Here is a 24,871-nt window from a genome sequence, read left to right as displayed (position 1 = left end):
ATGAATTGTTGTTATCGTTAAATTCCTTCTATATTTACAACCATATCCCTGCTCGGGCGAACAGATTGATACCAGTGCCTAAATAGGATGAAAATCAACAACAAATCAACCGCATCGCCGCCATAATACATCAGCATCGCGCCAATCCTTGCCTGTTCTATCGGAACGCCTTCCGGTGGATACGCATAGATGAATTTTGACAGGATGCCATGACCTGCAAGGGCTAGGATAAAGACGATAGTTCTGTACTGATAACTTAAACGATGAAAAACAGGATCTATATAAAGCAATGAGATTGTGAATAAATAACCGGCGGCGAAAACATGAATGTGCACGACGATATGGAGCAATAGGTTCGTATGCATGACTGAATATAAATCGGTCGTATAAAGAAGCCATAACCCGCCAATGTTCAAGATTGAAGCGACGATTGGGTGGCTAAAGAAACGGATGGGGTGGCTTTTCAATAGCCGGCTAAGTTTTCTAGCAAAATTAACATTAAGTGTTCGCAATAGTAATGTCATGGGGGCAGCAAGCGCAATGAGAAGCGGGGCGAGCATGCCTAAAAGTAAGTGACCTACCATGTGAGCTGTAAAATCAGCATGGGATTGACGTGAGAGTGCGCCAACCAATGCGGAAGCTGCAAGCAATACACCTGCAACAAAGAAAATCGTGCGCAGCCACGGCCATTTACGTAGACGCTTTTGTCGGTTTGTTACCAAAACAGCCCCGATATAAAGTCCAATCGCAAGAAGTGCTGGAATGCCGAAAAATATATCGGTAAAAAAAAAGTGGTTGTCCAAAGTATCATGCATGGGAAAATGCTCCTTTTCCTTCACGTTGATCGCGTTTGGCTTTCATGATTAATCCGATGCCCGCCAAAATCATGATGGCTGCTGAAATATTCCAGACTAAGTCATACGGTAAAATATTCACATTGTATCGGATTTGATGGATTTGCATGACTTTGTGCTGGATTGTTCCATCATATAATTGGAAAACCCCGCCGCCAAGCAATTTTCCTCCCCACCACATTTTATGCCATAGTGCATTGCGCCGGCGCAAATCGGCAACTAGGTAGAGTCCGCCGACGGTCGCAAACCAGCTAAATGCGTGAAATAGCCCATCGGAAACAAGCCCAACCGCGACAGTCGATTTATCGTAAAACTTATGCCAATGGAGCAATTGGTGGAAAAGCGTTTCGTCAAGAAAAGCGACAAAACCCAATCCGAATAAGATGCCAGACCAAAGATTACGGCGTGCAAACTTTACTTTGTTCGTCGAATCTGCTTGCTTGATTTGTATGACCTTCATATTCCTTACCTCCGACTATAGAAGACAGTGCTTTCAAAAGTATTGCCGCAAGGGGCGGAAGGTAAACAGGGAATTGTGGTAGATCGACAGAAGTCAAACTTTCAACTTGACTATATACCTAGAGGGGTATATTATAGGTTTAGAAAGTTAAATAACACGATTGTTCATTGCCCATTTGGATTAACATATTTGGGACAAGAATCAAGAGAACGGAGGTTAGAAGATGGAATACGATAAAAATGTTATCAATCGGTTGAAAAGGATTGAAGGACAGATTAAAGGTGTACTTGGAATGATTGAACAAGGAAAAGACTGTCGAGATGTCGTCACACAATTATCAGCCGCGCGTACCGCAATTGACCGGACAATGGGGGTTATTGTAAGTACCAATCTTGAACAATGCGTTCGGGAAAGTGTTGAAAAAGGTGAAGACACCGATAACCTTGTCAAAGAAGCGGTTGAACTACTTACAAAAAGCAGATAAAGATAATGTTCATCAAAACTCGGAAGCCGGGGGTTGACGAACGCTTCTTTTTAATATAGTGTATACCCCTGCGGGTACGGATTATTTCACTTTAAAATATACCCCCACGGGTAATTAATAAAGGAGGACAACAAAAATGACTGAAAAGAAAAAGACCACAATTATATTGTTTAGTGGTGACTATGATAAAGCAATGGCTGCTTATATAATTGCGAATGGTGCTGCGGCTTATGATCATGAAGTAACTATATTCCATACATTCTGGGGATTAAATGCACTACGTAAAGATGAGCCATCGATATTAAAGAAGGGCTTTCTCGAGAGAATGTTCGGCAAAATGATGCCGAGAGGTGCTGATAAAATGGGATTATCCAAAATGAATTTTGCTGGAATGGGTCCTAAAATGATCAAGCATGTCATGAAAAAACATAATGCGATGACGTTGCCTCAATTAATTGAGATGGCAGGGGAGCAAGAAGTTAAACTCATTGCTTGTACGATGACAATGGATTTACTAGGATTGCAACAAGAAGAATTATTGGACGGAATCGAATATGCTGGCGTGGCTGCCTATCTGGCAGACGCACAAGAGGGTCATGTCAATTTATTTATTTAATCAAAGAAAAACGATTTTACAAACAGAAAGGTTTTGATCTAACATGTTGGGGACTTTAGTAAATATCCTATTACTGGTTGTTGTTATATGGTTTTTCTATCAACGATTAGCCCCGGTTAAAGGGGTTCGAAATATAAGCACGACGGAATTAAAATCCGAAATAAAAAATAAAGATAAGCAATTTATAGACGTCCGCACGCCCAATGAATTTAAAGCGAATCACATTAAGGAGTTTAAAAATATTCCTTTAGCTAATCTTCAAATAAAAGCAAATGACTTATCTGTAGATAAGGAAGTGTTTGTAATCTGCCAAAGCGGTATGAGAAGTGTCAATGCAACTAGGGTATTGAAGAAGATGGGGTTCAAACACATTACCAATGTAAAAGGCGGAATGAGCGCTTGGCGCCACTAAGGGAGGAAATTTAATTATGAAACAAATATCAACAAAAGAGGTAGAGGTTTTATTGAATGAAAAAGCACCGATAAATCTTATAGACGTGCGTGAAGTTGATGAAGTCCAGGCGGGTAAAATACCAGGTGCGCTTCATATACCTTTGGGTTTAGTAGAATTTAAAATGCAGGACTTGGATAAATCAAAAGAATATATACTGGTTTGTCGTTCGGGAGGAAGAAGTGCTAGAGCAGCAAAGTTTCTCGAGGATTATGGATTTAACGTGATTAATATGACTGGCGGCATGCTCGAATGGAAAGGAACAGTAGAATAAAATTTTTAACTTTTTATATACCCCCGCGGGTAAAATCAGTAAGGAGGAATAAACGATGATACAAACAAACTCAATTATGGATGCAAAAGGATTGGCATGTCCGATGCCGATCGTTAAAACCAAAAAGGCAATTAAAAATTTGGAATCCGGAGAAGTATTGGAAGTTCAAGCAACGGATAAAGGATCAACTGCTGATTTAAAAGCATGGGCGGAGGGTACGGGCCATCACTACCTCGGAACAATAGAAGAAGGTACTTTGTTAAAACATTATCTTCGAAAAGCAAGCGAAGAAGAGGAAAATGATGAGAGAAAACACCAAAATGTCATTCGAAATGAAGAACTGCAACAAAAATTAGAGGCGAACCACAACACAGTAATCTTGGATGTGCGTGAATCAGCTGAATATGCGTTTAACCATATTCCAAATGCCAAATCGGTTCCCCTCGGTGAATTGGGTGGCTACGTCGATCAATTAAATAAGGAAACTGAAATTTACGTTGTTTGTCGCACTGGCAACCGAAGTGATTTGGCAGCGCAAAAATTATCAGTTGCAGGTTTTACAAAAGTGTTTAATGTGATTCCGGGTATGAGCGAGTGGGAAGGCCCTACAGATAAAACAGTAAACTAAAATCAAAACTCGGAACAAATTATAGGAGGTATGCATGATGTCAGTAACAGCAATGACCGCTAAAGAGGTCGCTAAAAAAGTAATCAATAAAGAAGAATTATTTATTTTGGATGTTCGAAATGAAAGTGCCTTTAATGATTGGAAAATAGAAGGGGCTAATATTGAAATCCTGAATACACCTTACTTTGATTTGCTTGATGGTGTCGGGGCAATCATGGACGCAATCCCTAAAAATAAAGAGATATTAGTAGTATGTGCCAAAGAAGGCTCGTCTATTATGGTTGCCGAGATGTTGTCCGATGCAAGGCTTTCCGTTTATTATTTGAAAGGCGGCATGAAGGCATGGAGCGAACACTTAGAGCACGTAAAAGTCGGGGATTTACCGAATGGCGGAGAAATTCACCAATTTGTACGCCTTGGGAAAGGATGTTTGTCCTACATGGTCGTGTCTAATGGCGAAGCAGCCATTATTGATCCGGCACGTATGACGGACATTTACCTCGATTATGCGAAAAGCATCGGGGCAAAAATCACGCATGTATTTGATACACATTTACACGCTGACCATATTTCAGGAGGTAGAGAAATCGCAGAAAAAACCAATGCAACTTATTGGTTACCTCCGAAAGATGCAACTGAAGTGCAATTTGACTATCAGCCATTAGAGGGCGGTAAAACGATAACGATTGGTAATACGGCGTTAAACATTCATGCACTTTACTCGCCGGGACACACGATTGGTTCAACTTCGTTTGTTATCGATGAAAAATATTTACTAACAGGAGATATTCTATTCATCGATTCCATCGGGAGACCGGACCTTGCAGGCATGGCTGAGGATTGGGTAGGCGATTTAAGAGAAACATTATATGACCGTTACCGTGAACTATCAGATGATTTAATCGTACTACCTGCTCACTTTATGATTATAGAGGAGTTAAATGAAGATGGCAGTGTAGCCAAGCCATTGGCAAATTTATACGCAGAAAATCACGGATTGAACATAACGGATGAAGCGGAGTTTAGAGAGCTGGTAACGGGCAACTTACCGCCACAACCAAATGCCTATGAAGAGATTCGTGAAACGAATATGGGGAAAATCAAGCCGGATGATGATAAGCAACGCGAGATGGAGATTGGGCCAAACCGCTGTGCGATTCGATAAAATGATCAAAAATAGGAGAGATGCAATATGAAAGCAAATGAATTATTAGATGCAAAGGGACTAGCTTGTCCTATGCCGATAGTTAGAACAAAAAAAGCGATGGATAACTTGGAAACTGGTGAAGTATTAGAAGTACACGCGACAGATCAAGGCGCGAAAGCGGATTTAACAGCTTGGTCAAAATCCGGTGGACATGAGTTATTGGAAACTACTGAGGAAAATGGTGTATTAAAATTTTGGATTAAGAAAGGCTAATATAGCTTGGGGAACCTTTTTGGATAGGGTTCCCTTCTTTTTTTAGGAGGTTTTAAAAATGGATTTCACTTTTATTATCATCATCTTTTTAATTGGATTTATTGGATCCTTCATGTCCGGAATGGTCGGAATCGGCGGGGCGATTATTAATTACCCGTTGCTTTTATTTATACCACCGCTATTTGGTTTGGCAGCATTCAGTGCACATGATGTCTCCGGAATTAGTGCAGTTCAGGTATTATTTGCAACCATCAGTGGTGTATTAGCTTATCGTAAAGGCGGTTTTTTGAATAAAAAGCTGATCATATACATGGGATCAGGCGTGTTAATAGGGAGTATAATTGGAAGTTTTGGGTCGCATTCTATACCTGAAGAAGGTATTAATATTGTTTATGGAGTTTTGGCTTTAATAGCCGCGGCCATGATGTTTATTCCGAAGAAAGGAATAGACGATATCCCTTTGGATCAAGTGACGTTCAATAAGTGGCTTGCCGCGTTTTTAGCTTTAATTGTCGGTTTAGGATCTGGAGTTGTCGGTGCTGGCGGCGGCTTTTTAATCGTACCTATTATGTTGGTCGTATTAAAAATCCCCACAAGGGTCACGATTGCCTCTTCATTAGCCATTATTTTTATTTCATCAATTGGCGCTACAGCAGGGAAAATTTCAACGGGGCAAGTTGACTTCTACCCTGCGTTAATACTGGTAATTGCAAGTTTACTAGCGGCCCCACTTGGTGCGAAGACTGGAAGAAGAGTGAATACAAAAGTGCTTCAAGCCTTTTTAGCCTTGCTTATTTTAACCACGGCAGTGAAAATTTGGTTTGATATTTTAATGTAGATGAGAGACCTTTCGAAGCTTAATTTACGAAAGGTCTTTTCACGCTTGAGATTATGCGTTAGGGTATAAGAAATCTTAAAAATGGCGTATGATAATAAGAAAAGGCGAGGGTGAACTATGAAAGCATATATTCTTAAACTATCATTTGAAGACATTACACCGCCCATTTGGAGACGTGTTATTTTACCAGCAGACGCGACATTTCACCGTTTGCACCAAACAATTCAATCCGTTACAAATTTCCAAAGTAAGCTATCGCCATACCATTCCTTTAGTGTAGAAATCGATGATTGAGTGCAAAGATGAGAAGCAAATGAATGAGTATGTGCAAGTATTATTAATGATTTCCAACACAACACGCATTTGGGAAAATAGAGGCCATACGCCAAGTGAACTAGGACAATTGGCAAGACCTCACTTGCAGCCATTGCCGACTATTCCGTTTCAGGTGATTGAAGGCGGGAAGGTTAGTCGAAATGAACCGTGTCCATGTGGAAGCGGGAAGAAACACAAGAAATGTTGTGGCAAATAGGGAGTTTTTGTTATTTGCGCGTGACGGGGAGGACATTATTTGAATAGAGTATTAGTAGGTTTGGCTTTAATAATGATAATGACTTTTTTATTCCAATATCAAGCGCCTATTATTAGCACTGAGGAAGCCGTAATTAATGCAGAAAAACACTTTGAAAATCCTCCGGTGGAATGGAAAAAGTCATTATCCTTTAGTGATTTAAATGAAATCACTCCTGAAATTATTAGTGTGAATCTCAATCAAAAACAAGGTTTTTGGAACGAATTAACAAATAAACAGCAATGGGAAGTCCAACTTGAACATAATGGAACTTCGCCAACATTTGTACTAGATGCATATACGGGAAAAATTATCGATATATATGGACCTTTGAATTAAAACTGCAATTATTTGACTTTCAATTCACGTAAAACTCAACTATGAACGTCCACTCGGCGTTCTTTTAATTTTCCTCATCCGACATAAACGTGGAACGACTATCTAAATAACGATATAAAGTCGATTTACTAATTCCAGTAGCTTCTTTTATGTCATATAGCGTATAATTTTTACTTTCATACATGGCGAAGGCGCGCTCTAAATTTTCATCTGACTTTCGCGGGCGGCCAATCGATTTGCCCTGTTGTTTGGCAACTTGCAAAGTAAATGTTGAAGAATGGCTTAAGAAAGTCGATTGCAACCTCGCAAAGAATTTGGCTCCTTGAAGTAGCGAAGCTTCATGAATCGTCTGATTGGTTATTTGTTCATCGATGAAATGTATAATTATCTGATCGCGTTCTGCCAGTCGTAAAATATCTAATAGCTGTTGAAGTGAATCGGCTAAGGTTTCGATATTTTGGACGAATAGATCGTCTCCTTTTTGTAAGATCATCAATAAGTTTTCGAGTTCTTTCCTTTTCTTCGCAAGTCCATGTGTTTCTTTATATAATTTTTCGATGGAAATATTATTCAATTGATCAGTGCACTGTTGATCCTTAACAATTGGGCGGATGTATCCGTATTTCATTTTTTACTCCTAACTTCCCAAAACTATTAACTTTTGGGAATAAAAATGATATGCTATAAACATTCTACCATTGGTACAAGCTTTATTGAAGCTTAGTGATTATGAAAGGGGAACATCATGCATACTTTAAAACAACAATGGTTTGGAAATGTGCGCGCTGATATTTTAGCAGGTATCGTTGTCGGGCTTGCGCTCATTCCTGAAGCATTGGCTTTTGCGTTCATTGTGGGCGTTGATCCACGTGTCGCGTTATATGCTTCATTTACAATTGCGGTGATTATTTCATTTGTTGGCGGACGGCCCGGGCTAATTTCAGCAGCAACAGGTGCGATGGCGTTGGTGCTTGTCAGCTTGATGGCGAATCATGGCCTTCAATATGTACTTGCGGCAACTATTTTGACAGGAATTATTCAATTTATTCTGGGGTTATTTGGTGTCGCGAATTTGATGCGCTTTATTCCAAACTCCGTCATGTTGGGGTTTGTGAATGCACTTGGAATTATGATTTTTATTACTCAAATGCCGTATTTACTTGGGGCAGGTAGCATGACATATGTTTTTGCAATCATTACGTTAATTTTAGTGTACGCGATTCCGAGATTTTTCACGTATATTCCTGCACCGTTGATTGCCATAGTGGTCATGACGAGCATTGCGCTTATAAGTGGCGTGAAATTGCAGACGATTGGCGACCTCGGTACGATGCCGAATACGTTACCGATTTTCTTCTTGCCAGACATACCGCTTAATTTTGAAACGTTAAAGATTATTTTGCCGTATGCATTAGCGCTTTCGGTTGTCGGGTTATTGGAATCACTTCTTACTTCTCAAGTGTTGGACGATATGACAGATACGCCGAGCAATAAAAATACAGAAGCGCGCGGGCAGGGAATTGCCAACTTTGTCAATGGCTTTTTCGGCGGTATGGCTGGTTGTGCGTTGATCGGACAATCGGTGATCAATATTAAGTCGGGTGGACGCGGGCGTTTATCGACATTAACTTCTGGTGTATTTTTGATGTTTTTAATCATCGTTTTAGGTGATCTTGTCGCTGATATTCCGATGCCTGTTCTTGTCGGTGTCATGATTATGGTAAGTGCGACAACCTTTAATTGGGGTTCGTTTAAGTTTTTGAAACAAGCGCCAAGGTCTGAGTCGCTTGTTATGCTCCTTACTGTTGTGATTATTTTATATACGCATAATCTAGCAATCGGCGTAGTCGCTGGGGTTATATTAAGCGCGCTTTTCTTTGTTGCTAAAATTTCGCGTGTGACCGTAACGCATGATAAAGAAGAATACAAAGTAAAAGGTCCTTTATTTTTTGCATCGACGACGAAATTTATTCAGTCATTTGATAATGTTACGGATAGTGAAGTGGTCATTAATTTTGAAAATAGTCAGCTTTGGGATGAGTCTGCTGTCGCTGCTATTATGAAAGTGAAACAGAAGCTCGAACAAAAAGGTGTAACTGTACAGATTCAAGGATTAAATTCTTCAAGTGAACAATTGTACCGACAATTTACATAAGGGGGATTTTTAATGAAAATTGCTGTAGCAGTTGATGGGTCAGACAACGCGTTACGAGCCGCCAAACATGCGGTGATGCTTGCTCAATATTTACCTGAGACGGATTTGGAAGTTATTTATGTAGCGGATCATAACAAGGCGAAAGATGAACGTTTGTTGGCGCAAAGTCCAGAGAGCTTAACATTAAAACGTGAACAAAAATTACATCCTGTACAAGAACTTGCGCGATCAGTCGGTGTCGCGATAAAAATTACGATAATAAAAGGAAATCCGAGTCACGAAATCATTAAGTACGTGAAAGAACATTCGATTGATCAACTCGTTATCGGTAGCCGCGGTTTAAATGCTTTTCAAGAAATGGTTCTTGGCAGCGTGAGCCATAAAGTGATGAAGCATGCGAACTGTCCCGTCACGATTGTTAAATAATTAATCTAAGCGACTACAAATTATGTAGTCGCTTTTTTTATCCCTAAAATTTTACATCTGATTAATTTAACATAGGAATTTCATTTCTGGACAATCTAACAAGGAATTAAACGTTGAATGGGGTGATATTTTTGATTATTGAAAGATCGTCTGAGTGGAAAGATGGCTTTATGGAACGGCTGGAGAATCGCGCGCCATGGGATAGCTGGAAGTTATATAACATGAGTTATGAAATTGCAAAAACGAACTTGATTACAGATTTCCAAGGTCTTCAATCTCCAAGATATTTACCTAATCTGACGCCGCTTGCCCATCAGTTGGAAGTGGCGGAAACGGTTATTGAAAGAATGAATGGTAAAGCGATTCTTGCGGATGAAGTGGGGCTAGGTAAAACCATTGAAGCCGGATTAATCTTGAAAGAATATCTAATCCGAGGGCTCGTGAAAAAAGCGCTAATTTTGGTTCCTGCTTCTCTTGTCAATCAATGGCTTGATGAACTAAATCAAAAATTTCACATTCCGGCTTTGCAGTATAAGAAAAATTACGACTTGAATTATTGTTCGGTCGTCGTCATGAGTTTGGATACGGCAAAAAGAAGTCCGCATAGAGAAAAAATTTACGAACAAGACTTTGATTTAATTATCATTGATGAAGCACATAAATTAAAGAACCATAAAACTCAAAGTTACGAGTTCGTTCAAAATTTAAAGAAAAAGTTTTGTTTATTGTTAACGGCGACACCTATTCAAAACAATGTGTTTGAGCTGTTTTATCTCATATCCTTATTGAAACCAGGTCACCTCGGGAACTACGAATCGTTTCAAGCCGCTTTTTCTGCGAGTAAACACAACGTGGAACATGACGAGTATCTGAAAGAACTGGTTAACCAAGTTATGGTCAGAAATCGAAGAGAAGATACTGGAATTGAATGGACAAATCGGAATGTAGAAATAATCCCTATTGATTTTACGAAAGAAGAAAAAGAAGTATATGACTTGATTTCGGACCTTAAAAATGTTTCGACCGTATTTTCGGATGCCTTTTCGCTGATTACGCTGCAAAGGGAAATGTGCAGCAGTAAGGAAGCAACAGCTTTAACTTTAACGAATATGCTTGACAAATGCACGAAACCGGAAGACATCTCTTATATAGAAGTGATAATTGGAAAGTTGATGAGTCTGGAAATTAATTCGAAAGCGAAAAAAGCTTATGAAATAATTTCTCGGGTAAATGGCGATAAGGTTATTATCTTTACCGAATATCGAGGAAGTCAAACCTATTTGCAGTGGTATTTACAATCTAAAGGAATTACAAGTGTCACATTTAATGGTAAATTCAGCAAAAGTAAACGTGAGTGGATGAAACAACTTTTTGAACAAAAAGCGCAAGTATTAATCGCGACGGAGTCAGGTAGTGAAGGGATTAACCTTCAGTTTTGCCATCACGTCATAAATTACGATTTACCTTGGAACCCAATGAAGTTAGAGCAACGTATCGGTCGTGTTCACAGGCTAGGTCAAGAAAATGATGTGCATATTTACAATTTAGCCATTCAGAATACGATTGAGGATCATATATTGGATTTGCTGTATGTTAAAATCGGAGTTTTTGAACAAGTAGTGGGCGAGTTAGATGATATCCTGTCCCGCGTTAACGTGCCGTAGAAAACCATCAACGGCACGTAGGTGCGGAGGAATAAAAAGCCATTCCTCCCTACCCGATTGGTTCAACTAACAATAAATGGGAAAGAGCATCCCGTTTATTGAAGTTTCACTTTAACTCATGTTAACGGTTAGTAAAGGAGGGTCTAAATGTACCCGCAACAAATTCATGGTTATTTAAGAGAACTTTTTAAGGAAAATGATTGCCAAGTGATAACTGATAATGAACATTACCTTACCGTTCAATTAACGATTGAAATGGATAAAAGAATTATGAATCGACCTTTTTATTGGCAGTACTTGGAAAGCACGAATGGTGTGCCGTGCCCAGCGCAAATTACATTAATTACAGATAAAAACAAGCTGGTTGAAGACGTCAAAGGGGAAGTTGTGCATTTCGGTTCTCCACGGCTCAGTCAGCTATTTCAAACGATTAAAGAACTAGGTTCATTTGTGTTAATGTATGAAAAGATATCCGGTAAAACTGATTCGCAAACCATATTAACGCCATGGTTAGGCGTTAATTATAAAATATCGTATTACAGCGACCAAACGAAAGAAACTCTATATTCGTTAGGGATTAACTTAATGACAGGCGATCTAATTGATGGGTTTCAGGATTCGATCAATGACGTAGAATTTGATGTAAACATGCCGGAAAATACATTCAACCTGCCATATATAATAAATCCCACTCGCGCACTTGAACGTTTGGATGCGGTTATCGAAAATAAAATACATCAAGACGATCACACATGGGCGGAACAGGCAAAAATAAGATGGCAAAAAGATCGAAAAGTATTGGAGTATTTCTATGAAGGCGTAGAAGACAGGCCGGAAAGTTATGAAGTCGAAAAAGAAGCAATGGATCAACAATACGAGGCGCGGATTAAAATTGAAATTATTAATGGTGGATTATTTTATTTGAAATGATGCGACTAATCAGTTACCTTTATAAGAAGAGTGTCTAAATGAAATACCACCCTGCTTACGTGGTTGTTAGCGGCGGGTGGTTATTTCTTTTTATTTTTATAACTTGAATGGGATTAAATAAAAAGCTTTTGGTGTTTTGTGATTTCATATACATCATAAGCAGTGGGGGAATAAGTATGCGACTAGTGAGACCGTCCATCGAATGGAAAAATGAGCATGAGGATTACATGAAAGAATGGGATGAATCCCGAATGACGCCAAGCAGTTTTAATTTAAATGGTTACGAGAATTATGAAGCCTATTTAGAAGCGCTGAAAAATCGGGAACGCGGTGATGGAAAATGGGTGCCGTGCACGAACTATTTCCTCGCCGATGAAAGTGATCGCATAATTGCAATGGTCGACATTCGGCATGAATTGACGGACTATTTACGTAATATCGGTGGACATATTGGGTATGGCGTGAGACCGGTTGAAAGAAGAAAAGGATATGCGACATTGATTCTTGCAAAGGCATTGAAAAAATGTGATGAATTGGGAATCCAGCGGGTGCTAGTAACTTGTAATGCTGACAATATTGGATCTGCAAAAACAATCTTGAAAAACGGCGGCGTTGAAGATAAAAGCTTTATTGAGGAAGATGGAACTGTGATTAGACGGTTTTGGATGGAGAGGTAACCGAAAGAGTTCAAACCAGGATTTTACGTGATATAAAATTGCGTAAAAACCTGGTATTTTATTGACTTATCTCATTCAAACTAGTTGCTGTGAGACATTAACTCTCCAACTCCAACAACTGTGCTTTCATATCCAGTCCGCCGCGAAAGCCGGTTAGTGCGCCGTTTTTTCCAATTACCCGATGACACGGAACAATGATCAGCATAGGATTAGCGCCAATTGCTGTTCCAACTGCGCGTACAGCCTTAGGATTTCCGATGCGTTCCGCAATAGTTGAATACGTTACCGTTTCTCCAAAGGGGATTTCTAGCAATGCTTGCCAAACGGATTGTTGAAATGGCGTCCCGTGCAAGGCGGTCACTGATGTAAATTCTTTACGCTGCCCGTCCAAAAACTCCATCAATTCCTTTGCATAGCATTTCAGTACATCTTCCTTTTCAATCAAAACATACCCGGGTAATCGCTTTTTAGCCCACTTCTCAAGATCTTCAAAGTCTTCGTTTTGCGTTCCTACATAGCAAAGTCCCTGATCTATCGCTGCCAAATAAAAATCCCACTGCCCATGCTTCAGCCGCATCCATCTGATTTCATTGCCCAATTATCCGCACCCCATTTATCGCTTTTTATCTATTATAACAGGATGAAGACATGAAAGTTGATTGGCATATATTATAATGAAAGACGATTGTATAGACAGGGGGAGTCATGTGAACGGCAATCGTACATTGTTGGACTGGAAAATAGCAGATGTCAATGGCGATGGTATTTTAGATAATGTCTACTTATATGGGCATGTCGATGAGCAACTGGGTAACCTAGCCGAAAATATCACACTTGTTATTCGGGATGGGCGGTCGAATAAAATAACGGAAATTTCACTAATAAACAATGCAGGCTATAATGCGCGGTTATTTCTTGGAGATTTCAACCAAGATAATATAGTCGATATTATGATCAGCGCTGATACGGGTGGAAGTGGCGGAAACGGGATCTTTTATATCTATTCGTTCAGAAATAATGTTTTACAAGAACTGTTAGACGTCGATCAATACAATGCAACATATTTATTTGAAGTACATTATGAAGATTTCTATAAGGTTCGCGTTGAGAGTCGGCAGCTTAATGTAGTATTCACGATAGACATTAGCAACAAGGGAGCCGATTATTTATCACAGTTTTACAATCAAGAAGGTATATTGAAAGAACCAGTTATTGGTGGGGCCTTGGCCATAAGCGCCTTAAATCCAATCATTACAAATAATAAAAGTTACAATTATGACGTCCTTGCATTCCAGCGGATTATCGGGACGGTTAATGTTGATACATTGGGATATGTAGAAAACCTCATGACATGGAATGGCGATCAGTTTGTGTCAAAGTGGTTGTCTCTTTTAATCGCAGGTGAAAAGCTAATCTCTTCTTAAATCCTGAACTTTAAGTGGCGTATACTGTCCTCATATAAGCGAATACTAAAAATAATAACAGCAAAAGGAGTGAATTCATTTGGCGAAAAAAGATAATAAATCGCATCATGATAGGGGCGTACGGTTAAATGTGAATCGGCAGGAACACTCGAATAGTTTTATCCAACGACGGGATCCACGGCTAAATCAGCAACAAATTGCAGAACAAAATTTAGCCCAAAATCACAAAGATGGCAATGAAAATTACCGTGATGTCCAAATGCGGTTAGCGGAAGCGGCAGAAGAATTTGATCACCAAGACTTTTCCCCGGAAAAATTGAAAAAAGACTGACCAAAATTATCAAAGGAGTGCCAGGGGGCAATAACCTGGCAGCTCTTTCATCATCGCGCTGACATTCACTTCTTCAACATTTGTTCCTGCGCCATCCGAACCATCTCTTTTACCATATTTCCACCGATAGGCCCTCCGATTTTACCTGCATTTTCAGCGGTAATCTTTCCGTTGTATCCTTTTGTTAAAGGAATACCAAGTTCGTCTGCAATTTCGAATTTCACATCGTCAGGATTGTTCGTATTTACATTGTATCCATGTTGGCGCATGACATCCGCTTTCAGTTTATCCAACGCTTTCCGCGCTTCGGGAACTAATATTTTATTGTTTTTCGCCATTTTTTCTCCTCCTTTTTTCGTAGTATTTCCTGAAATGTTTCATTTACTCCAAACGCAGATGATTCGATATCGAAATGGGATGTGCGTATAATCAATTCTGAAAAGTAGAGACTTATTATAGGCTGAAAATAAATAATTCTAGGAGATGAACATGACAAATAAAATAGAAATAGAAGAAGCAGGATGGAACTTAGACAACAGTTATGTCCATCTGCCTGAAATCTTTTTTACTAAAATGGATCCAAATCCAGTAGAGGCACCGGAGTTAATTATCTTCAATGAATCCTTGGCATCAAAGCTTGGATTAAGTGCTAATGCGTTAAAAAGTGAAGAAGGAATTGCGATATTTGCCGGTAACACTGTCCCAGAAGGTGCATCACCGCTTGCACAAGCATACGCGGGACATCAATTTGGAAATTTTACGATGTTGGGGGACGGCCGCGCAATGCTTATTGGGGAACAAATCACTCCGTCAGGCGAGCGATTTGATATTCAACTTAAAGGATCTGGGCGAACGCAGTATTCCCGCGGAGGCGATGGACGAGCGGGAATTGGTCCGATGCTACGTGAGTATATTATCAGTGAAGCCATGCATGCACTTGGTATTCCGACGACCCGCAGTCTAGCCGTAGTTACAACCGGTGAAACCATATATCGTGAAACAATGTTGGCCGGCGCTATATTGACGCGCGTTGCAAAGAGCCATTTGCGTGTTGGTACATTTCAGTACGCTGCACAATGGGGGACGTTCGATGATCTCCAGCAATTGGCCGACTATGCGATAAAGCGCCATTACCCAGAAATTGAATCCGACGAGAATCGTTATCTTTCATTTCTTCAAGCGGTAATTATTCGACAGGCCGCGTTAATCGCCAAGTGGCAACTGGTTGGGTTCATTCACGGGGTCATGAATACTGACAATATGACCATTTGCGGAGAAACAATCGATTACGGTCCTTGCGCTTTCATGGACACGTACGACCCAGCGACCGTCTTCAGTTCAATCGACATTCAAGGTCGTTACGCTTTTGGGAATCAACCATCAATTGCCGGATGGAATCTCGCCCGTTTAGCTGAAACGCTCATCCCGCTTTTACATAAAGATGAGTCTGAGGCTATCAAATTAGCGCAAGATGCAATTTCAGAATTTCCTGATCGATATCAGTCGAATTGGCTTTCAGGTATGAGGGCTAAACTGGGTTTAATTAATGAAGAGAAAGATGATGCAACGCTGATTGCAGATTTGCTTACGCTAATGAAAAAACATCAATCGGATTACACCAATACGTTCCGTGCATTAACTTTTAATAAATTGAATGAAAATAAAATGTTTGGCACGCCGGAATTTACTGAATGGCATGGATTGTGGCAGGCCAGATTAGAAAGGCAGCAGGAATCGAAAGAATCTTCTCATCAATTAATGAAGGACAACAATCCAGCAGTCATTCCAAGAAACCATCGGGTCGAAGAAGCATTGGAAGCTGCGGTTGAACAAGGCGATTATAGTGTGATGCAACAACTTTTAAATGTACTTTCGAAACCTTGTGCGCATACTTCTGAACAAGAAAAATATACAACGCTACCTGAATCAGCCGGTCTATATCAAACTTTTTGTGGAACGTGATTTCGGTAATAGAAGGGGACCTTCCAATTGTTGGGGGTCCCTTTGTGTTTTGATTTTTGCAACTCGGGTATTTTACTTCTAAGCAACAAAACTACTAAAATTCTAGGAGGAAATATCAACATGGCAGATAAAAGATTTGTAGGTACATTCCAAACAGAATACGAGGTTTTAAATAAAATTGATGAGTTGAAAGTTGAAGGTTATTCAGAAGAAGATATTTACGTTGTCACAAATGATGAAGAATCACTTTCAATTGTTCGCGGACAAACAGATGTCGACTTTGAGTCACCAGACGGTAATTGGTTAGATAAATTTATAGCCTTCATTAGCGGCGATGAACCGGTGAGGGCAGCATTCAACGATATGGGACTCACGGAAGAAGAATCCGACCGTTATTACGGTGAGGTGAAGAATGGAAGAATCCTGTTGTATGTTGACCATGAGTACGGCAGAACGACCTACGATAGACAATCGGAGTTTATGAATAACTATTCCGATCCGAATCTGGGATCGAACCTGACAACAGAAGATTTAGGCGCAACCGCATCTGTAAATCATGCTAGCCCGAATATCGATGCCGAGCACGAAGGAAGCCTTCGATTGCATGAAGAAAGATTGAATGTAGATAAAGAACGTGTGCAAACGGGAGAGGTGAATGTCGGCAAACATGTCGTCGAAGAAGTGCAGTCAGTGGAAGTGCCCGTGTCACGTGAGGAAGTAGATATTGAAAGAAATGCGGTGTACGACGAGACAGCTGCAGGCGAAGTTTTCGACGATGGTGAAAACATTCACATTCCAGTCATGGAAGAACAAGTGGAAGTAACAAAACGCCCGGTAGTGAACGAGGAAATCGTTGTTAGTAAACGCGAGGTTCAAGATACTGAAATGGTAAGTGAAACCGTACGTCGTGAAGAGGCGGATGTTGATCGAAGCGATGAAGATTTTGTGAATCCAATAGATAGAGATGTAGAAGACACATTGGAAAAGGAGCGTACGCAGTACGACCCCCTGACAGACCGTGACCGACTCTGATAGGTATTATAAAGGGAACATCCGAAATTTCGGGTGTTCCTTTTTGATTTTAAAGAATCAAAATGAAACAAAAAAATAAAGCAAAACCTAACACCCGGAATAGTTGAGGAACGACGCCAACCACACTGCAAATTAATCCCGCCGTCGCTAATCCCCTGCCATTATCATTTGTATTGCGAATCTCTTTTAACGCTATTCTTGCAAAAACAAACCAGATAACCCCCAGAATTATACCAATCATTGGAATTAAAATAGACAAGATACCAAGAGTTATTGAAATTACAGAATTACTATTGGTTTGTGTTTTTTCAACCATTCAAATTCCGTCCCTTTCTATCTCCAATCCTTTCCGAGATACCTGCCTACTACTATAAAGTTTTCATCTCAATTATATACCAAAGTACTTCCATGTTGTGGTAAAATGAGATTATAAAGACAATTCCGTGAACTGGTCAATATGGCTTTCTTATCAACATTTTTGATTGAAGAAAGGGGCAGTGTTCCATGAGGATAATGAGTGCTTTCTATAGGAACAACGATGGTAATGAAAAGAAAATTCATCTTGGTGAAATGACAACTCATGTCTATACACAAAAGTTAAAACGGAAATTATTTTGTCCGACAGAAAATTGTACAGCAAGAGTCAGTTTTAGTGGCGGGAGATACCCACACTTCAGAACATGGAAATATGATCAACACTCAAAAAAATGTCCGTACCATTTTGATAGAATTCCTGTTAATTTGGGTAGAAATGTCACGGACATAGTAAGTACCGAAATCTCTTATAACAGACGCCAAAAAGCTTTACATGATGCGTATACACAAATGAATTTATCTGAAGAAGAACGAGAAGCGATACGAATTTCAAGAAATAGACATAGGCCTAAGGCGCAGTCTATCACTACGCGCAAAGAACAAGTAAAAGGTGAACAATTGGTTTTATTCGACAGTAAGCTTTATGAGGATAATTTGATCTTTCGCAGAAGAAACTTATCCAAAAGGTACGTCGATGAAATATTTGAATCGGATATAGGTCAAATTCGATTGGTCATGGGGAATATAGCATCCAGTATTGAAGCTGGAAATGTTGCGGAGATTGTAGTGAAAAATAATGACCAAGTGATAACAGTCGTCTTTGAAGAGTCTTTTACTGCAGACCCGTTTAATAGTAGCTACTTGAATAAATTTTGGGCTATTAATCAAGTTTTAGATCAAGATATAGTTCAATTCACTGGAATAGGTGATATTCGTAAAAGCACCAGAAGCAAAAGATTAGAACTAGTAATTCATGCAGGGACTGATTTCAAGGTGAATAATAAGGACATGTCCGCTGTAGCAGCACAGATTGCATTGGATCAGTATCGGTTGGGTTGAGATGGGGTGAAAAATGGAAAGTACGGAAGCTTTTATGGGTGTAGTAGCTATCCTAGATGTAGGGATATCCAGAAAATTTCGACCTGTTGTACGCAGGAGTGAGGAGGTGAGAATTATATTATACAATGTGACCTGGAATTCGTCCGAAACCAAAAAGATCTACCAAGCGGCTAAAAACTCTGAAATACTAATGGCGTATTTGGAGAGAAGATTATTGGAAAACAACCTAGCAGAACTTATCGGCGAAGCTCCATCACCGAAAAGAGGATATGGTGTACTTATTTACTATTATTCTAATAAACCCAAAAAACGACTATTATCAGCAGCCCCCAGAAGAAATAAAGACTATATACATGTTGTCATTTTCAACAACAAAATAACGAAGATGGAACTTCAAAAATTAGGTTTTGAGACGGGAAATTATAAAGAGCCACCCGACGTTAAAATAGGAAGTAAAGAAGACGTTGATAAGCTTGTAGAAATTTGCAAAGCGATAAATCACACGCGGTGAATTCAAAGGTGTGTGGCATTTTAATTTCATACAAATCATAGTATGGAAGAATTACTTTACACGGAAATAACAGTAAAAGCTTTCGAAAGGGGAGGTATATGAGGGGAAACGACGTTGGGATTGGGGATCAGGTATTTGTAGTGAAGAATAAAGAAGTTCGTATGGGTACCGTAGTTAAGTATGTAAGTAAAAGTCAGCTAAATATCAGGTTGGATAATCATGCAGAGCCAATACGGGTGATTTACGGTGTAAGTTTTTTCTTTACTAAGGATAAAGCCGACAGATTTATAGCTTCTGCAAATCTTCGAGAGAAGAAAGAAAATGAACAGCGACTGGCGGATAAGAAAAAGAAAAGAATGTTAATATGTAATTCATGTGCGATTCCGATTGGCCCATTTGGTCATTGCGGTTGTAGTTAAATGACCATTAACTGAATCAGGACATTAAAAAACACGTTCAATGTCTGAAACGTGTTTTTTGTATTCATTGCTTAATGAACCAGCGAAGCCCTCAAATTGTTTACGCCATTTTCCAAATACCCCTTCAAACAAGTCAACATGTAAACCCATCCTTCTTTTTGACCAAGCATTTTGTTTACGATGTCTGGGTCATTTTCTTGTAACCCAGATTCAATTACCTTGATTATCGTTGTTGATTTATCCAACTTTTCTAAAGTAATTATTACTACGGTTTCTTGACCTTCTCCACCCCACGAGAAAACGATTTTTTCATTTTCAACGACTTCTGATACATAAATTATACCTTCTGCATTGTATTCATCATATCTCCAAGTAATCGTTTTTCCTTGTTCTACTCTTCCTGTTCCCGATGAAAACCAATAATTAGCCATTTTTTCAGGGTCTACAATCGCTTCGAATATTTCATTTGCCGGCTTTAAGATTTTCATTTTTGTCGTAATTTGTGTATTCATGCTTGATCAACTCTCTTTCAGAATGTTTACTTTAGTATACCATGAGATAAATAATTGACTGGATTAAAAATAAATGATGACCTTTATGGATATACACGAAGGTCTCTTTTAATCTTTGTTTACAATAAAGCAGAAGGTATAAAGAAAAGTTATGGAGGGGTTTTAATTGAAACAGATTTTGTATATTTTAGGTGTTGTAACTTTATTGATGTTGGGAGGGTGTGGCGACATTGATGAAAAGAATAATCGCGAAGTATCGTCAGCTTCAGATAAGGGTGTAGATTCAGTAAGCGAAGAAGATGCAGGGGAAGACGAAAATGGTGTCGAGGAAACGGAACAGGAAGAGGAAAAAGTGAAATCCGTTGGTACACGGTCAAATCCATTGCCATTCGGAGATACGATTACTGTAAAAGAAAATATTTACGATGACAGCTTTAATTCGTATCCTTCATCACTTGAACTAACTTTATTAGAAGTTATCCGTGGGGACGATGCTTGGTCCATTATTGAAAAAGAAAATCCATATAATGAGTCAGCTGAAGAAGGTTATGAATATGCGCTCGTAAAAGTTAAAGGGTTCCTAAAGGATTCAGAAACGGACGATGATAGTTTATTTTTCTCCTCGTTTAATTTCAATTTTGTTTCAGATGAAGGTGAAGTGTATGAATTAAATTCAGCTGTGATACCAAATGAACTAGATAAGGAACTTTTTAGTGGCGGAACAGGTGAAGGCTATATTTATAACCAGGTTAAAATCGATGATGATTTCAAAGTTTCGTACGATTCAAGTGAAGGGTCGCCTGTATTCTTCTTGGTGAAATAAAATTATGTGGAAGAATGATTCAAAAATTCAGGAGGTTTTTTAATGAAGAAGTTTGGTATTTTAGTATCTGCGCTAATGTTGGTATTCTTAGTTGCTTGTTCGTCGGATAGTGAAAAAGACTCGAAGGATGAGTCTGGCGAAAAAGTTGCGGTCGATAAAGGAATTGTAAATGTCGAAGTCACATTACCTGCATCGTTTTTTGAAGGTGAGGATATTGATAAAGCAATTGAAAACGCAAAAAATGAAGGGGTAACTGATGTCACAAAAAACAGCGATGGCTCATTAACTTACAAGATGCCGAAGTCGAAGCATAAAGAAATGATGGCTGATATGGCTGACAATTTGATAAGTTATGCTGATGAATTGAAAATCGATGAAGATTTTCAATCCATTCAAGATGTAAAGTACAATAAATCGTTTTCGAAATTTACACTCATAGTCGATAAAGAAGCTTTTGAGAATAGTTTTGATGGTTTTGCTGCATTGGGCTTGGCTATGTCTGGTATGTACTATCAAGTATTTGATGGTGCAGAGCCAAATAAGGTAAAGGTTGAAGTCGATTACAAAGATCATGCAACTGGCGAAGTTTTTGACAGTGTTATTTATCCTGATGCTTTAGAGGAATGATAACAGTAAGCTGGAAATTATTATGCTTGTTTAATATAGATTCAAGAAATCATGAAGTCCGCCAAAATTTTGTTATGGTGGACTTCTTTGCATCTTTATTCTTAATTTATATCCTCCCAACTAAATTGTCTGAAAATATGCTATTATAAATGAAAGTAAGACGGGAATTAAGCGTTCAGACCATTGATACATCAAAATTTATGTAGGAGAAGATTGTTATGGAAACTCGAATCATTGAGGTAAAAGAATTTGCTGTAACAGGATACGGTCTACAAGGACCACTCGAAAAAATTCCAGGTAAATGGAATTTTTTGAACTCAAAGATTGCAGAAAAGGGCATTGTCGCAGATGAATCATTCGGCGTGTGCTTATCCATGGAAGGGGGAATAATCCACTATATCGCGGGAATAAAATCTCATCACGCAGAAAAGTTGACTGGTACAGAAGAGGTAATCATTTCTGCTGGAAAATATATAGTTGCCCCAGTAGAAGGCGGAATCCCTGCAATTCCAACAATATTTAACAAACTATTGGAGCTAATAAATTACCGTATGCGCGATGGTTATGCCATTGAACGATACACTCATCCCGAAAACGAACTGATTATCGAAGTTTGGCTCCCGATTGAATGATTGATAAAATCGAAATAAAAGGTAGAGATTTTGGCATTTGCTAAAGTCTCTTTTTTTAATTGTTTCGGGAGTGCTAAACACGACGATTGACAAAGTAATTCATTTCATGTTATATTTACCTTGAATTAAAGATACTTGAATTCAAACTAGTTTAGGAGTGAAAACAATGAAGATCGCCACAGATGAATTAAAAGCTGTTACTGTCATACTTCGTACCTCCCAAGCAATTCAAGAAGTCATTCGTAAAGATGTTTCAAATTATGGACTAAACCCAACAGAATTCTCTGTTATAGAGTTGTTGTATCACAAAGGTGATCAGCCGACACAAATGATTGGAAAAAAGGTGCTTCTAACAAGCGGCAGTATCACCTATGTCGTGGATAAGCTCGTGAATAAGAACTATGTGATTCGTAAAGCCTGTCCAAAGGATCGACGCGTAACCTATGCAGCACTAACCGATAGCGGTATGGATTTAATGAATCGAATATTTCCGGAGCATAAACTCATTATGGAAAAAGTTTTTGATCAATTAGAGGCCGATGAAATTAACGAGACAATCGAAATGTTAAAAAGGATTGGGCATAGAGCAAAAAGCCTTTAACTTAATTACTGAAAAAATTAGGAGGACAATAAAATGAACCATTTAAAAGGAATTCACCATGTAACTGCCATTACAAGCAGCGCAGAAAAAAACTATGAGTTTTTCACATATGTACTGGGGATGCGTTTAGTAAAAAAAACTGTCAACCAAGATGACATTCAAACCTATCACTTATTCTTTGCTGACGACAAAGGAAGTGCGGGTACAGATATGACGTTCTTCGATTTCCCGAATATCCCCAAAGGCGTACACGGAACAAATGAAATTTCAAAAACATCATTCCGTGTTCCGACGAATGTCGCGCTTGATTATTGGGTGAAACGTTTTGATCGATTGGAAGTGAAGCATACAGGCATTACTGAACAATTTGGCAAAAAGACATTATCCTTTGTTGATTTTGATGATCAACAATATCAACTGATTTCGGATGAGTTTAACGAAGGTGTCGAATCAGGAACGCCGTGGCAAGATGGCCCGATTCCACTCGAGTTTGCGATTACCGGTTTAGGACCCATTTTTGTCCGCATTGCTGAATTTGATTATTTCAAGGAAGTGTTGGAAAAAGTGATGGTCTTTAATGAAATCGCACAAGAGGATTCTTATCATTTATTCGAAGGCGGTAAGGGTGGAAATGGCGCACAAGTAATTGTTGAACATAATACAGTATTGCCAGTCGCTCGCCAAGGTTACGGCACTGTTCACCATGCGGCATTCCGTGTAGAAGATCGTGATGTGCTAGATGAATGGACAAACAGACTAGAAAGTTTCGGATTCCAAACATCAGGCTTTGTGGATCGTTTCTTTTTTGGATCGCTTTATGCGCGTGTTGCGCCGCAAATCTTATTTGAATTTGCAACAGATGGTCCAGGCTTTATGGGGGATGAGCCATACGAAACTCTTGGTGAAATCCTCTCACTACCGCCATTTTTAGAGCCAAAACGCGAGCAAATTGAGAAGTTGGTAAGACCTATTGATACAGTAAGAAGCACGATTGATTTTGAAAAAGAATATGAAAAATAATTTTTTTACCATGCATCCAAAAAAGTCTTCACTCCAACTAAAAGAGTGAAGACTTTTTTGTTTTCCCATCTTAACCTTGTTTTAACGTTGGCGAGTTACACTTGAATTATATATTGGAGTGTGAAGGGGAGAGGTTTTGGAAACAATTCTAGGTTTATTTATGCTGATGTTGGTTTTATCTTTTTTTGTAGTGGCCATTATTTTGATTTACTTGGTCGTACAGTACAACACATTTATTTCATTGCGAAACCGAATAGAAGAAGCGCATCGTGCGATTGAAACATATTTATTGCAACGTTTTGATCAATTATCGAAACTTGCGGATACCGTTGTGTCTTACACAGATTATGAACAAGAAACACAAATGAAATTGGCGAAAATTCGTACTAATTATACCCAGATGTCGGCGAATGAAAAACTAGCAGCATCGAACGAAATCGAAAGTTTTGAAAGTAAACTGAAATTACAAGTGGAAAATTACCCTGAATTGAAAGCGGACACAGTCTATCGTAGCTTAACAGCCGCGATTACCGATGTGGAAGAAAAATTATCTGCTAGCCGACGTTCCTATAATGCGAACGTCTACCAATTTAACACAAAGCTAAAACAGTTTCCGACACGCATGATTGGTTCTTATATGAAACTTCATGAAGTGGAAATGTTAGAAGTTTCGGAGGAAAATAAAGTAGATTTCAATTTAAAAGAAAGGTTAGGGGGTGTATAAATGTTTCCATCATTTGAATCCATATTACCCATTTTGGAGCCCTCATTCTATGAGGTTAACCAACATAGGAAAAAGATGAAACTTAAAAAGAT

General features: G+C 39.0%; 37 protein-coding genes. 30 read left to right on the top strand and 7 right to left on the bottom strand.

Going from position 1 to position 24,871, the window contains the following annotated elements:
- Nucleotides 1-17: 17 nt before the first annotated feature.
- Entirely contained in the window at nucleotides 18-815 is a 798-nt protein-coding gene (locus JSQ81_RS04985; RefSeq protein ID WP_212606618.1) for a cytochrome c oxidase assembly protein, read from the bottom strand.
- Entirely contained in the window at nucleotides 808-1,314 is a 507-nt protein-coding gene (locus tag JSQ81_RS04980; protein ID WP_212606617.1) for a DUF2243 domain-containing protein, read from the bottom strand. The genes JSQ81_RS04985 and JSQ81_RS04980 overlap by 8 nt, the downstream gene beginning before the upstream one ends.
- Nucleotides 1,315-1,537: 223 nt before the next feature.
- Here JSQ81_RS04980 and JSQ81_RS04975 point away from each other — a divergent pair, with 223 nt between their 5' ends.
- From JSQ81_RS04975 to JSQ81_RS04925, 11 genes are all read left to right on the top strand, one after another.
- On the top strand, nucleotides 1,538-1,798 hold the full coding sequence (locus JSQ81_RS04975) for a metal-sensitive transcriptional regulator (RefSeq protein ID WP_212606616.1): 261 nt from the start codon (nucleotides 1,538-1,540) through the stop codon (nucleotides 1,796-1,798).
- A gap of 136 nt (nucleotides 1,799-1,934) precedes the next feature.
- Nucleotides 1,935-2,414, top strand: a complete 480-nt coding sequence (locus JSQ81_RS04970) for a DsrE/DsrF/DrsH-like family protein (RefSeq protein ID WP_212606615.1) — start codon at nucleotides 1,935-1,937, stop codon at nucleotides 2,412-2,414.
- 43 nt (nucleotides 2,415-2,457) lie between these two features.
- Entirely contained in the window at nucleotides 2,458-2,826 is a 369-nt protein-coding gene (locus tag JSQ81_RS04965; RefSeq protein WP_212606614.1) for a rhodanese-like domain-containing protein, read from the top strand.
- Between the two features lie 16 nt (nucleotides 2,827-2,842).
- Nucleotides 2,843-3,139 (top strand): rhodanese-like domain-containing protein, encoded by a 297-nt coding sequence (locus JSQ81_RS04960; protein ID WP_212606613.1) that lies wholly within the window; start codon nucleotides 2,843-2,845, stop codon nucleotides 3,137-3,139.
- Nucleotides 3,140-3,194: 55 nt separating this feature from the next.
- Nucleotides 3,195-3,767 (top strand): sulfurtransferase TusA family protein, encoded by a 573-nt coding sequence (locus tag JSQ81_RS04955; RefSeq protein WP_212606612.1) that lies wholly within the window; start codon nucleotides 3,195-3,197, stop codon nucleotides 3,765-3,767.
- A gap of 37 nt (nucleotides 3,768-3,804) precedes the next feature.
- Entirely contained in the window at nucleotides 3,805-4,932 is a 1,128-nt protein-coding gene (locus JSQ81_RS04950; RefSeq protein ID WP_212606611.1) for an MBL fold metallo-hydrolase, read from the top strand.
- A 27-nt stretch (nucleotides 4,933-4,959) separates the two neighbouring features.
- On the top strand, nucleotides 4,960-5,187 hold the full coding sequence (locus tag JSQ81_RS04945; RefSeq protein WP_212606610.1) for a sulfurtransferase TusA family protein: 228 nt from the start codon (nucleotides 4,960-4,962) through the stop codon (nucleotides 5,185-5,187).
- A gap of 58 nt (nucleotides 5,188-5,245) precedes the next feature.
- Nucleotides 5,246-6,025, top strand: coding sequence for a sulfite exporter TauE/SafE family protein (locus JSQ81_RS04940; protein WP_212606609.1), 780 nt, complete (start codon nucleotides 5,246-5,248; stop codon nucleotides 6,023-6,025).
- A 117-nt stretch (nucleotides 6,026-6,142) separates the two neighbouring features.
- Entirely contained in the window at nucleotides 6,143-6,319 is a 177-nt protein-coding gene (locus JSQ81_RS04935) for an IS1096 element passenger TnpR family protein (RefSeq protein ID WP_212606608.1), read from the top strand.
- A 19-nt stretch (nucleotides 6,320-6,338) separates the two neighbouring features.
- The gene (locus JSQ81_RS04930; RefSeq protein WP_249336636.1) at nucleotides 6,339-6,557 is read left to right on the top strand and encodes an SEC-C metal-binding domain-containing protein; all 219 of its coding nucleotides are present in this window, start codon (nucleotides 6,339-6,341) and stop codon (nucleotides 6,555-6,557) included.
- A 39-nt stretch (nucleotides 6,558-6,596) separates the two neighbouring features.
- Nucleotides 6,597-6,935 (top strand): PepSY domain-containing protein, encoded by a 339-nt coding sequence (locus JSQ81_RS04925; RefSeq protein WP_212606606.1) that lies wholly within the window; start codon nucleotides 6,597-6,599, stop codon nucleotides 6,933-6,935.
- Between the two features lie 64 nt (nucleotides 6,936-6,999).
- Here the strand turns inward: JSQ81_RS04925 and JSQ81_RS04920 are convergent, their stop codons facing one another.
- Nucleotides 7,000-7,563, bottom strand: a complete 564-nt coding sequence (locus JSQ81_RS04920) for a recombinase family protein (RefSeq protein WP_212606605.1) — start codon at nucleotides 7,561-7,563, stop codon at nucleotides 7,000-7,002.
- Nucleotides 7,564-7,680: 117 nt separating this feature from the next.
- On the opposite strand from JSQ81_RS04920, the gene JSQ81_RS04915 reads away from it, so the two are divergent.
- The 5 genes from JSQ81_RS04915 to JSQ81_RS04895 all read left to right on the top strand — a co-directional run bounded on the left by JSQ81_RS04915 (nucleotide 7,681) and on the right by JSQ81_RS04895 (nucleotide 12,787).
- Nucleotides 7,681-9,090: a SulP family inorganic anion transporter gene (locus JSQ81_RS04915; protein WP_212606604.1), complete on the top strand. Its 1,410-nt coding sequence runs from the start codon at nucleotides 7,681-7,683 to the stop codon at nucleotides 9,088-9,090.
- 12 nt (nucleotides 9,091-9,102) lie between these two features.
- Nucleotides 9,103-9,516, top strand: a complete 414-nt coding sequence (locus JSQ81_RS04910; protein ID WP_212606603.1) for a universal stress protein — start codon at nucleotides 9,103-9,105, stop codon at nucleotides 9,514-9,516.
- A gap of 170 nt (nucleotides 9,517-9,686) precedes the next feature.
- Nucleotides 9,687-11,180 (top strand): DEAD/DEAH box helicase, encoded by a 1,494-nt coding sequence (locus JSQ81_RS04905; protein WP_212607551.1) that lies wholly within the window; start codon nucleotides 9,687-9,689, stop codon nucleotides 11,178-11,180.
- 147 nt (nucleotides 11,181-11,327) lie between these two features.
- Complete coding sequence (locus JSQ81_RS04900; RefSeq protein WP_212606602.1) at nucleotides 11,328-12,110, top strand: YqhG family protein; 783 nt, start codon at nucleotides 11,328-11,330, stop codon at nucleotides 12,108-12,110.
- Between the two features lie 176 nt (nucleotides 12,111-12,286).
- The gene (locus JSQ81_RS04895) at nucleotides 12,287-12,787 is read left to right on the top strand and encodes a GNAT family N-acetyltransferase (protein ID WP_212606601.1); all 501 of its coding nucleotides are present in this window, start codon (nucleotides 12,287-12,289) and stop codon (nucleotides 12,785-12,787) included.
- Between the two features lie 97 nt (nucleotides 12,788-12,884).
- On the opposite strand, the gene JSQ81_RS04890 is transcribed toward JSQ81_RS04895, so the two are convergent.
- Nucleotides 12,885-13,364 (bottom strand): methylated-DNA--[protein]-cysteine S-methyltransferase, encoded by a 480-nt coding sequence (locus JSQ81_RS04890; protein ID WP_212607550.1) that lies wholly within the window; start codon nucleotides 13,362-13,364, stop codon nucleotides 12,885-12,887.
- 130 nt (nucleotides 13,365-13,494) lie between these two features.
- On the opposite strand from JSQ81_RS04890, the gene JSQ81_RS04885 reads away from it, so the two are divergent.
- Together JSQ81_RS04885 and JSQ81_RS04880 are read left to right on the top strand one after the other, a co-directional pair.
- The gene (locus JSQ81_RS04885; protein ID WP_249336635.1) at nucleotides 13,495-14,211 is read left to right on the top strand and encodes a VCBS repeat-containing protein; all 717 of its coding nucleotides are present in this window, start codon (nucleotides 13,495-13,497) and stop codon (nucleotides 14,209-14,211) included.
- Between the two features lie 79 nt (nucleotides 14,212-14,290).
- On the top strand, nucleotides 14,291-14,542 hold the full coding sequence (locus JSQ81_RS04880; protein ID WP_212606599.1) for a hypothetical protein: 252 nt from the start codon (nucleotides 14,291-14,293) through the stop codon (nucleotides 14,540-14,542).
- A 65-nt stretch (nucleotides 14,543-14,607) separates the two neighbouring features.
- Here JSQ81_RS04880 and JSQ81_RS04875 read toward each other — a convergent pair whose 3' ends face one another.
- On the bottom strand, nucleotides 14,608-14,880 hold the full coding sequence (locus JSQ81_RS04875) for an alpha/beta-type small acid-soluble spore protein (RefSeq protein ID WP_212606598.1): 273 nt from the start codon (nucleotides 14,878-14,880) through the stop codon (nucleotides 14,608-14,610).
- 151 nt (nucleotides 14,881-15,031) lie between these two features.
- On the opposite strand from JSQ81_RS04875, the gene JSQ81_RS04870 reads away from it, so the two are divergent.
- Nucleotides 15,032-16,504, top strand: a complete 1,473-nt coding sequence (locus JSQ81_RS04870) for a protein adenylyltransferase SelO (RefSeq protein WP_212606597.1) — start codon at nucleotides 15,032-15,034, stop codon at nucleotides 16,502-16,504.
- Between the two features lie 120 nt (nucleotides 16,505-16,624).
- Complete coding sequence (locus JSQ81_RS04865; RefSeq protein ID WP_212606596.1) at nucleotides 16,625-17,536, top strand: YsnF/AvaK domain-containing protein; 912 nt, start codon at nucleotides 16,625-16,627, stop codon at nucleotides 17,534-17,536.
- 49 nt (nucleotides 17,537-17,585) lie between these two features.
- Here JSQ81_RS04865 and JSQ81_RS04860 read toward each other — a convergent pair whose 3' ends face one another.
- The gene (locus JSQ81_RS04860; RefSeq protein ID WP_212606595.1) at nucleotides 17,586-17,852 is read right to left on the bottom strand and encodes a DUF4190 domain-containing protein; all 267 of its coding nucleotides are present in this window, start codon (nucleotides 17,850-17,852) and stop codon (nucleotides 17,586-17,588) included.
- A 188-nt stretch (nucleotides 17,853-18,040) separates the two neighbouring features.
- Between JSQ81_RS04860 and JSQ81_RS04855 the strand changes: the two genes are divergently transcribed.
- From JSQ81_RS04855 to JSQ81_RS04840, 4 genes are all read left to right on the top strand, one after another.
- A complete protein-coding gene (locus JSQ81_RS04855; protein WP_212606594.1) occupies nucleotides 18,041-18,910 on the top strand; it encodes a hypothetical protein in 870 nt (289 codons plus the stop codon).
- Nucleotides 18,911-18,916: 6 nt separating this feature from the next.
- Nucleotides 18,917-19,012 carry a topoisomerase DNA-binding C4 zinc finger domain-containing protein gene (locus JSQ81_RS20185; protein WP_212606593.1) on the top strand — a complete coding sequence of 32 codons (96 nt, stop codon included), beginning with the start codon at nucleotides 18,917-18,919 and terminating at the stop codon, nucleotides 19,010-19,012.
- Nucleotides 19,013-19,016: 4 nt separating this feature from the next.
- Nucleotides 19,017-19,421, top strand: coding sequence for a hypothetical protein (locus tag JSQ81_RS04845; RefSeq protein WP_212606592.1), 405 nt, complete (start codon nucleotides 19,017-19,019; stop codon nucleotides 19,419-19,421).
- 98 nt (nucleotides 19,422-19,519) lie between these two features.
- Nucleotides 19,520-19,840, top strand: coding sequence for a hypothetical protein (locus JSQ81_RS04840; protein ID WP_212606591.1), 321 nt, complete (start codon nucleotides 19,520-19,522; stop codon nucleotides 19,838-19,840).
- Nucleotides 19,841-19,911: 71 nt separating this feature from the next.
- On the opposite strand, the gene JSQ81_RS04835 is transcribed toward JSQ81_RS04840, so the two are convergent.
- Entirely contained in the window at nucleotides 19,912-20,352 is a 441-nt protein-coding gene (locus JSQ81_RS04835; RefSeq protein WP_212606590.1) for an SRPBCC family protein, read from the bottom strand.
- Nucleotides 20,353-20,518: 166 nt separating this feature from the next.
- Between JSQ81_RS04835 and JSQ81_RS04830 the strand changes: the two genes are divergently transcribed.
- The 6 genes from JSQ81_RS04830 to JSQ81_RS04805 all read left to right on the top strand — a co-directional run bounded on the left by JSQ81_RS04830 (nucleotide 20,519) and on the right by JSQ81_RS04805 (nucleotide 24,779).
- On the top strand, nucleotides 20,519-21,175 hold the full coding sequence (locus tag JSQ81_RS04830; RefSeq protein WP_212606589.1) for a hypothetical protein: 657 nt from the start codon (nucleotides 20,519-20,521) through the stop codon (nucleotides 21,173-21,175).
- A gap of 42 nt (nucleotides 21,176-21,217) precedes the next feature.
- A complete protein-coding gene (locus JSQ81_RS04825) occupies nucleotides 21,218-21,802 on the top strand; it encodes a hypothetical protein (protein WP_212606588.1) in 585 nt (194 codons plus the stop codon).
- A gap of 218 nt (nucleotides 21,803-22,020) precedes the next feature.
- Nucleotides 22,021-22,434 (top strand): GyrI-like domain-containing protein, encoded by a 414-nt coding sequence (locus tag JSQ81_RS04820; protein ID WP_212606587.1) that lies wholly within the window; start codon nucleotides 22,021-22,023, stop codon nucleotides 22,432-22,434.
- A gap of 166 nt (nucleotides 22,435-22,600) precedes the next feature.
- A complete protein-coding gene (locus JSQ81_RS04815) occupies nucleotides 22,601-23,035 on the top strand; it encodes a MarR family winged helix-turn-helix transcriptional regulator (RefSeq protein ID WP_212606586.1) in 435 nt (144 codons plus the stop codon).
- A 33-nt stretch (nucleotides 23,036-23,068) separates the two neighbouring features.
- Nucleotides 23,069-24,055, top strand: coding sequence for a ring-cleaving dioxygenase (locus JSQ81_RS04810; protein ID WP_212606585.1), 987 nt, complete (start codon nucleotides 23,069-23,071; stop codon nucleotides 24,053-24,055).
- Between the two features lie 136 nt (nucleotides 24,056-24,191).
- Nucleotides 24,192-24,779, top strand: a complete 588-nt coding sequence (locus JSQ81_RS04805) for a LemA family protein (protein WP_212606584.1) — start codon at nucleotides 24,192-24,194, stop codon at nucleotides 24,777-24,779.
- Nucleotides 24,780-24,871 lie beyond the last annotated feature (92 nt).

Origin of the sequence: Sporosarcina sp. Marseille-Q4063 (assembly GCF_018309085.1) — a bacterium.
Lineage (GTDB): Bacteria > Bacillota > Bacilli > Bacillales_A > Planococcaceae > Sporosarcina.
This window is presented reverse-complemented; position numbering and strand designations above follow the sequence as displayed.